Origin of the sequence: Mesorhizobium sp. M1334, from assembly GCF_040317995.1 — a bacterium.
Lineage (GTDB): Bacteria > Pseudomonadota > Alphaproteobacteria > Rhizobiales > Rhizobiaceae > Mesorhizobium.
Window position 1 is genome coordinate 1 of sequence record NZ_JAMYLM010000059.1, and the last position, 8,140, is coordinate 8,140.

Annotated in this window: 8 protein-coding genes; all 8 read left to right on the forward strand. The window is 64.1% G+C overall.

The genetic code is table 11. From position 1 onward, the window contains the following. The first annotated feature begins 151 nt into the window (after positions 1-151). The 8 genes from NKH17_RS33045 to NKH17_RS33080 all read left to right on the forward strand — a co-directional run bounded on the left by NKH17_RS33045 (position 152) and on the right by NKH17_RS33080 (position 8,013). On the forward strand, positions 152-964 hold the full coding sequence (locus NKH17_RS33045) for a hypothetical protein (RefSeq protein WP_352973511.1): 813 nt from the start codon (positions 152-154) through the stop codon (positions 962-964). A gap of 31 nt (positions 965-995) precedes the next feature. Next, a complete protein-coding gene (locus tag NKH17_RS33050; protein ID WP_352901467.1) occupies positions 996-1,448 on the forward strand; it encodes an OmpA family protein in 453 nt (150 codons plus the stop codon). Further along, positions 1,405-2,199, forward strand: a complete 795-nt coding sequence (locus tag NKH17_RS33055; protein ID WP_352807131.1) for a tetratricopeptide repeat protein — start codon at positions 1,405-1,407, stop codon at positions 2,197-2,199. The genes NKH17_RS33050 and NKH17_RS33055 overlap by 44 nt, the downstream gene beginning before the upstream one ends. A gap of 253 nt (positions 2,200-2,452) precedes the next feature. Then, a complete protein-coding gene (locus NKH17_RS33060) occupies positions 2,453-3,460 on the forward strand; it encodes an aldo/keto reductase (RefSeq protein ID WP_352901470.1) in 1,008 nt (335 codons plus the stop codon). Between the two features lie 229 nt (positions 3,461-3,689). Continuing rightward, positions 3,690-4,640: a substrate-binding domain-containing protein gene (locus NKH17_RS33065; protein WP_254819725.1), complete on the forward strand. Its 951-nt coding sequence runs from the start codon at positions 3,690-3,692 to the stop codon at positions 4,638-4,640. A 250-nt stretch (positions 4,641-4,890) separates the two neighbouring features. Continuing rightward, positions 4,891-6,456, forward strand: coding sequence for a sugar ABC transporter ATP-binding protein (locus tag NKH17_RS33070; RefSeq protein WP_352901473.1), 1,566 nt, complete (start codon positions 4,891-4,893; stop codon positions 6,454-6,456). After that, positions 6,453-7,469 (forward strand): ABC transporter permease, encoded by a 1,017-nt coding sequence (locus tag NKH17_RS33075; protein ID WP_254819652.1) that lies wholly within the window; start codon positions 6,453-6,455, stop codon positions 7,467-7,469. Before NKH17_RS33070 ends, NKH17_RS33075 begins: the two co-directional genes overlap by 4 nt. 46 nt (positions 7,470-7,515) lie before the next feature. After that, positions 7,516-8,013 carry a GNAT family N-acetyltransferase gene (locus tag NKH17_RS33080; protein WP_352799296.1) on the forward strand — a complete coding sequence of 166 codons (498 nt, stop codon included), beginning with the start codon at positions 7,516-7,518 and terminating at the stop codon, positions 8,011-8,013. Positions 8,014-8,140 lie beyond the last annotated feature (127 nt).

The window sequence follows — 8,140 nt, forward strand, 5'->3', positions numbered from 1 at the left end:
TGGCGCAGCTGCGGACGCAGGTAAGAGAAGCCGCCCGGGCACAGCCACCGGATGCGGTTACGCTCGATCGCCAGCGGGCAGAGCTCGTGGCTCAGATCGAGAAACTGCGGCAGGCGGCGACCGCACGGAGCTGGCGCAGTTGCGAGCGCAGGTGAGCGACATCGCTCGGGCACCGTCACCGGACGCGGCCGCACTCGATCGCCAGCGGTCCGAGCTCGTGGCTCAGATCGAAAAGCTGCGGCAGGCGGCGACCGCCGACCGTGCGGCCCTGGCGCAGCTGCGGACGCAGGTGAGAGAAGCCGCCCGGGCACCGTCACCGGATGCGGCCGCACTCGATCGCCAGCGGGCAGAGCTCGTGGCCGAGATCGAAAAGCTGCGGCATGACGCGACCGCCGATCGCACGGAGCTGGCGCAGTTGCGAGCGCAGGTGAGCGACGTCGCCCGGGCGCCGTCGCCGGATGCGGCCGCACTCGATCGCCAGCGGTCCGAGCTCGTGGCTCAGATCGAGAAATTGCGGCGGCAGGCGACGGACAATCATGCCGGCATGGATCGCCTTGAAAAGCAGATGGATCGCCTTGAAAAGCAGTTTGCTGAAGCATTTCAGCCTCAAGAGTCGTCTCAGCCTCAGTCTACCGCAACCATCGGCATATCGCCTGATATCGTTCTGCCCTCAGATGCAACTCCACGAGTCATTCTGCGCTTTGCGCGTAACCGCGATTCCGCGCGGACACGAGCGGCGACCCTTGAGCGGAGTCTGCGAGCTCAGGGGCTCGACGTCGTAAAATCTGGCAATTCACCCATAAGCTCTCGGGCAAACGAAGTCATGTACTTTTATAATGAAGATCGACCAAGCGCAGAGCGTATAGCGGCTGGGCTTGTGGAAGCTGCACTCATCCAGCGCGCATTTGCGGACGATGGTTCACTCCCCCGCCCCGGAACTATCGAAGTGGCAATCGGGCGGTAACTAATAAGGTAGCGCAAAACAGGAGTCTGATATGAACCTCAGTTGCTTTGTTCGCCATCTCGCCTTTATTGTCCTGCTGGGAAGCACATCTGCTTTCGCGCAAACAGATCCGCCTTCGCCCGCGACGCCGGAAAGCGCGAAAGCACAAAGTGGACCGGCCCCATTGGTCATCCATTTCGGCACCGGCAGCAGCACAATTCTTCCCAAGGACAGAGAAGTCCTCGATCAAGCGTCTCGCGCGTTCAACGAGGGCAAGCCGCAAGTCATGATCGTTACTGGCAGTGCCGATCGTGCCGGACCACCAGCGCAGAACCTCTTGCTTTCTCAGCGCAGGGCGACAGCGGTGCTGAAAGCTTTGCTCGATCGCGGACTTCCGGTCGACCGGTTCCAGGTCCTGGCGAAAGGCGAAACAGAACTCGCGGTTCCGACCGAAGAGGGTATTGCCGAACCTGAAAACCGTCGTGTCGAGATCACCTGGCGCTAACGCCGTGCGCCGCTTCGTGACCGCGGCCAGTCTATTGCTCGCGTTCGCACAGTCGGTGACGCCGGCTAGCGCCGAGGATCCGAGTGTTTTGTTTCGCGAGGCACTGCGACAAGACTTGATGGGCGGGCCGACAGGTGCTCGGCTCGCCTTCGACATGTACCGCCGTGCTGCAGAAGCGGGTCTGCCCGAAGCACAATTCAATGTTGCCATCATGCTTGACAGCGGCCGCGGCGTGTCCCCGGATATGGCGCAAGCCGCCACATGGTACGCGCGTGCGGCCTCTCATGGCATTCGAAGAGCGGCATATAATCTCGGCCAGCTTTACGAGGCAGGGCAAGGCGTTCCGCAAAACGTCGATCTCGCCCGTGCGTGGTTTAAAGCATCCGGTCTCCCGGCTGCTCGCGCGCGCCTGACTGCCATTCGTTCTGGTGGCGCAAAGGCCGCGACGCTTTCCGCTCCAATACTCATCGCGCCTACATATGGCGAGTTGATTGGCTCCAACGCAAATAGTGTCGAGCTAGTGTGGACGGCACGCCAGCAACCAGAGGGAGTGCGCTTCTTCGTGGAGTTGCTCGCACTTGTGCCATCTGGTTCAAGTGAGATCTATTCCGGCTTTGTCGATATTTCGAGCCTGAACGTGGCTCTCTCAAGTCATAAGGGAGCCTTCGCATGGCGCGTGCTCGCCGTGGCACGAAGGGGTGGCCGCTACGCTGCCAGCGATTGGTCTTATATGCGCACCGCTGCCAACTGATGGTGTGATTGATGGCGATCGCATCAATCAAGGCCACGGGTGGTCCGAAGCTAGTAGCTGCTTCTGGCCTTTCCGGCCCGGACCACCCGCCTGCTTGCGTCCTTCCCAAGACAGCGGACACTGTAAGCGCATCGATGCGGCGCACTTTGACCTGGATTCAAATGGCCGGTCAGCTATCGGCTGTGGAAACCCAACCGGCGCGCTATATGGGATATGGCGGCTTGGACTGCGACACCGACCCAGAGAACCTCAGATGACATTGACGATGCGCGAACTCGGCAGCCAGGGGCTGCAAGTCTCGGCAATTGGTCTCGGCTGCATGGGCATGAGCCAGTCATACGGTCCGGCCGACGAGGCGGAGTCGATCGCCACGCTGCACCGCGCCATCGAACTCGGCTGCACCTTCCTCGACACCGCGGAAGTCTACGGGCCGTACGCTAACGAGGAGCTGCTCGGCCGCGCGCTGAAGGGCCGGCGCGATGAAGTGACGATCGCGACGAAGTTCGGTTTCCGCATCGAAAACGGCAAGCAAGTCGGCACCGAGCGCGACAGCCGGCCCGAACATATCCGCGAGGCTTTGGAAGGTTCGCTGAGAAGGCTCGCCACCGACCATGTCGACCTCCTCTATCAGCACCGCGTCGATCCGGCGGTGCCGATCGAGGATGTGGCGGGTGCTGTCGGCGAGCTGATCGCTCAGGGCAAGGTTCGCTTCTTCGGCCTGTCGGAAGCCGGTGCCGCCAACATCCGCCGGGCGCATGCCGTTCATCCGGTGTCGGCAGTGCAGAGCGAATACTCGCTATGGGAGCGCAATCTGGAACCGGAAATCATTCCGCTGCTGAAGGAGCTCGGCATCGGCCTGGTGCCGTTCTCGCCGCTCGGCCGCGGCTTTCTCACCGGCGACGTCAGGCGCGCCGAAGACTATCCGGAGGGCGATTACCGGCGCGGCGACCCGCGCTACCAGGGCGCCAACTATGACGCCAACATGCAGGCGGCAGCCATGGTACTCGACATCGCCGCGGCCAAGCGCGTCAAGCCAGGCCAGATTGCGCTGGCCTGGCTGCTCCACAAGGGGAGCGACTTCGGCATCGACATGGTGCCGATCCCCGGCACCAAGCGCCGAAAGTACCTCGAGGAGAACGTCGCCGCGGCTTCGATCAAGCTCGACGCCGCCGAGATGCAGGTGCTCGACGACGCATTGGCGCCGGGCAAGGTCGCCGGTCCGCGCTACGGCGAGCGCACCATGGTGATGATCGATCGGTAGGTCTTGCCTTCTCCCGTTCTTGCGCAAAGCTCCGGCCTTGGCTAGCATCCTTGTGCAGGCACCGAGCGGAGGAGAACGTCGCGGTGGACCGGCTGGAGCGCCGTTGCGTCCCTTCAAACACGAGTTGGGCGCTCGAAGGACACTCCATTTTTGAATCGACGCAAGGAACCTTCCGGAAAACCCATTCCGGTTCCGGGGTCGTGCGCTCATCTGGGAGGAGACTAAATTGATCAACAGACGTGAATTCCTGCTGTCGACCGCGGCGATGGGCGCCTTGGCGCTGGCCGCTCCGCAACTGGCTTTTGCCCAGGACAAGCTGACCATCCTCGGCTCGGTGCCGAGCCTCGGCTTTCCGTTCTTCGTGCACATGCTGAACCAGATCAAGGCGGAAGCCCAGGCGCAGGGCGTCAACCTGATCGAGAGCGACGGCCAGAACTCGGCGCCCAAGCAGACCGCCGACATCGAGGCGGCACTCGTGCAGAAGGTCAACGCCATCGTCATCTCGCCGCTCGACGTCAACGCGCTGGCCCCAGCCATCGAAGAAGCGGTCAAGGCCGGCGTTCCCGTCGTCACCATCGACCGCCGTGTCGACGGCGTCGAGGGCATCCTCGCCCATGTCGGCGCCGACAATGTCAAAGGCGGCGAGGCCGAAGCGCAGGCCATGGTGGCGGCGTTCCCGAACGGCGCCAAGATCTTCCATCTGCAGGGCCAGCCCGGTGCTGGCCCGGCGATCGACCGCAACAAGGGTGTGCACAACGTCCTCGATCCGATGAAGGACAAGTACCAGATCATCTTCGAGCAGACCGCCAACTTCGCCCGCGCCGAGGCGCTGTCGGTCACCGAGGCCGGCCTTGCCGCCAACGGCAAGCCCGACGCGATCATCTGCGCCAATGACGACATGGCGCTTGGCGCGGTTGAAGCCTGCGCGGCGCGCAACTTCACCGACGTCAAGATCTACGGCTTCGACGCGCTTCCCGAAGCGCTGGTCGCCGTGCGCGACGGCAAGCTGGCCGGAACGGTCGAGCAATTCCCCGGCGAACAATCGCGCACTGCGGTGCAGATCGCGGTCGCCTACGCCAGGGACAAGACCGAGCCGAAGGAAAAGCTGGTGCTTTTGACGCCGATCGTCATCGGCAAGGACAATCTCGACAAGGCGGAGAGGCTGGGCGAGACGAAGTAGGCGCCGAGGGCGCACAGCGCCAAAGCAGCGTTCTGTCGCGCCCCCCCTCTGCCCTGCCGGGCATCTCCCCCTCAAGGGGGGAGATTGGCAGTTTCAACGCGTCGCCTTCTCTTCAACACCGGAGACTAGCGAAAGCCTGGGTGACATCCGATCTCCCCCCTGAGGGACCCTGAGGGGGAGATGCCCGGCAGGGCAGAGGGGGCGCTGTCCCGCTGGCCTTTCGGGTGGATCGCAATTCAAGGAGCATCCTTTGCCAGTCGAAGCCATTGCGCCCTCTCCCGCCCTGCTCGCCGTCGAGGGCGTGACCAAGCGCTTTGCCGGCGTCACCGCGCTGAACGACGTTTCGCTTGAAGTCCGCCCCGGCGAGATCCTCGGCCTGCTCGGCGAGAACGGAGCCGGCAAATCGACGCTGCTCAAGATCCTGTCCGGCGTGATGCCGCCGTCCAGCGGCCGCATCGTCTTCGACGGTGTCGAATTCAGCCCGCACAATCCGCAGGATGCCAAGCGCCACGGCATCGTAACAATCTACCAGGAGCTGAGCCTGATCCCGACGCTGACCGTGGCGGAGAATATCTTCATCGGCCGCGCGCCGCTCGGCCGGTTCGGGCTGGTCAGTTGGCGGCGAATGGAGGAAGATTCCCGCACGATCATCGCTCGCGTCGGGCTCAATCTCGACCCGGCGACGCCGGTTTCCGCACTGTCGGTGGCCGAGCAGCAGCTGGTCGAGATCGCCCGCGCGCTATCGCTGAAGAGCCGCTTGATCATCATGGACGAGCCGACCTCGGCGCTGACCGAAACCGAAGTGCACAGGCTGATGTCGATCATGGACCGGCTACGCAAGGATGGCGTCGCCATCATGTTCGTCACCCACCGGCTGGAGGAGGCATCGGCGATCTGCGACCGTATGACCGTGCTGCGCGACGGCAGGCTGGCCGGCCATCTCGACCGCGAAGGCGGGCCGATCAGGCTGCCGAAGATCATCGAGAAGATGGTCGGCCGTGCCGCGTCCGAGCTCTATGCCAGGCCGACGCAGCGCGATGTCGCCGGCGACGTCCGGCTCTCGGTGCGCGGCCTGCGCACGGTGCGCGATCCGCAGGCGCCGCACGCCATCGTACTCGAAGGCGTCGATCTCGACCTCAAGACGGGCGAAATCCTCGGCGTCGCCGGACTCGTCGGCTCCGGCCGCACCGAGCTCGCCCGCGCCATCTTCGGTGCCGACCGCATTGCCGCCGGCACCATCATGCTCGACGGCAAGCCGATCGCGCCGGCCTCACCCGCCGACGCCATCGAGCTCGGCATCGGCCTGGTGCCGGAGGACCGCAAGCACCAGGCAATCTTCGCAGCACTCGCCATCCTCACCAATTTCTCGATCGCCGCGCTCGACCGCTACTCCAGTGTCGGTTTCATGGCCGAGCGGCGCGAACGCGAGGCGCTGGCGAACTACAGGAAGATGCTGTCGATCCGCATGGCTTCGCCCGAGCAGGCGATCGAGGGCCTGTCCGGCGGCAACCAGCAGAAGGTGATCCTTGCCCGCTGGCTGGCGCGCGATCCCAAGGTGCTGATCGTCGATGAACCGACGCGCGGCGTCGATGTCGGCGCCAAGGCGGAAGTGCACCAGATCCTGGTGGAACTCGCCGCGCGCGGCATCGCCATCATGATGATCTCATCGGAGCTGCCCGAGGTGCTTGCAGTGTCGGACAGGATCGTCACCATGCGGCGCGGGCGCATTACCGGCGAGATGCCCGGCGTCGAGGCGACCGAGGAGAAACTGATGGAACTGATGGCGCTCGACCAGAAGCAGGAAGCAACGCAATGACCAGTACGACCGAACGGAGCCAGCGCGGTGGCGTCAATATTGCGCGCCTGCTGATGAGCTTCGGCCCGCTGATGTTCCTGGCGTTGCTGATCGTCGTCTTCACCGTGCTGAAGCCGAGCTTCATCGACCCGATCAACCTGTTCAACATCATGCGCCAGATCTCGATCACCGGTCTGATCGCGCTCGGCATGACCTTCGTCATCCTCACCGCCGGCATCGACCTGTCGGTCGGCTCGCTGCTCGCCTTCTGCGGCATGGTCGCGGCGGTGGTGGCCAAAGGCGGCACCGCCAACACGCTGTCGCTGTCGACAACGGGCACGCAGGGCTATGGCTGGTTCGCCGCCCTTCTCGCCGCCGTCGTCGTCGGCGCCGTGGCCGGCGGCGTCCAGGGCTTTGCCATCACCAGGCTGAAAGTGCCGCCCTTCGTCGTCACGCTCGGCGGCCTAACCGTGTTTCGCGGCCTGACCTTGACAATCTCCAATGGCGGTCCGATCTCCGGCTTCGACGCCTCGATGCGCTGGTTCGGTACCGGCCTGATCGGCCCGGTACCGGTGCCGGCGATCATCTTCGCGATTGCCGCCATCCTTTGCCACATCGTGCTGCGCTACACGCGCTACGGCCGCGCGGTCTACGCAGTCGGCGGCAATGCCGAGGCCGCGCGCCTCTCCGGCCTGCGCGTCGACCGCATCCTGATCTCGGTCTACATCATCGTCGGCTTCTTCGCCGGCCTTGCCGCGTTCGTTTTGTCGGCGCGGCTCAACTCCTCCGAAGCCGTCGCCGGCATCGGCTACGAGCTGACGGTGATCTCGGCGGTCGTTATCGGTGGCACCTCGCTGTTCGGCGGCATCGGCAGCGTCGGCGGCACGGTGGTCGGTGCAGGACTGATCGGCGTCTTGCAGAACGGGCTGCAGTTCAACAACGTCTCGTCCTACACACAAAGCATCGTCATCGGCCTGATCCTCATCCTCGCCGTGGCCTTCGACCGCTGGCTGAAATCGCGGGTAAGGCGGTAATGGCCGAGCGAACGCTGCGGTGCCATAAACTGCCCGGGAGGTGGCGATGCCCCAAATAAGAACCATGACCGAACAGGATGTTCCGGCGGTGTCGCGGCTGCTTGGAGGGTCCTGGCGACAGACCTATTCGCCGATCCTGGGTGCCGAGACCACGGCACGGCTGTCGGATGAGAGGCACGCGCCGGATCGGCTGGCGTCCGAGCTCGGGGACGACAACAAGATGTCATTCGTCGCCGAGCGGGCTGACGGCTCGCTCGCCGGTTATGCGATGGCAGCGATGGACGACAAGGGCGAGGTCATGCTCGAGCGGCTCCATATAGACAAAAGCGAATACGGCACCGGCCTTGCCGCCGACCTGCTGCATGCCGTTCTTGCCGCGCATGCGGGTATTCCCAGCATCGCCCTGGAAGTGATCGAGGGCAACGACCGCGCAATCGCCTTCTATCGTAAGCACGGCTTCGAGGTCGTCGAGCGCCGGCCGGCTGCACACGGCGTGGGCGGCCACGCCTCGCTGATCATGCGCCGGCTGCTGCCGATGGCTTAGCAAGCGAAAGCGGCTGAGCGCGTAATCTCCCCCTCGAGGGCAGGGGAATCGCATATGGCGATTTTGGGGTTGAGTTTAGGCTGAGAAAGGATTCTTTGGAGAGGCAGTGAGCGAAGGAGCGACTGCC

Excerpts from the sequence above, each read along its gene's own strand:
- NKH17_RS33050 (WP_352901467.1), top strand. The coding sequence starts at position 996 with ATGAACCTCAGTTGCTTTGTTCGCCATCTCGCCTTTATTGTCCTGCTG.
- NKH17_RS33060 (WP_352901470.1), top strand. The coding sequence starts at position 2,453 with ATGACATTGACGATGCGCGAACTCGGCAGCCAGGGGCTGCAAGTCTCG.
- NKH17_RS33075 (WP_254819652.1), top strand. The coding sequence starts at position 6,453 with ATGACCAGTACGACCGAACGGAGCCAGCGCGGTGGCGTCAATATTGCG.
- NKH17_RS33080 (WP_352799296.1), top strand. The coding sequence starts at position 7,516 with ATGCCCCAAATAAGAACCATGACCGAACAGGATGTTCCGGCGGTGTCG.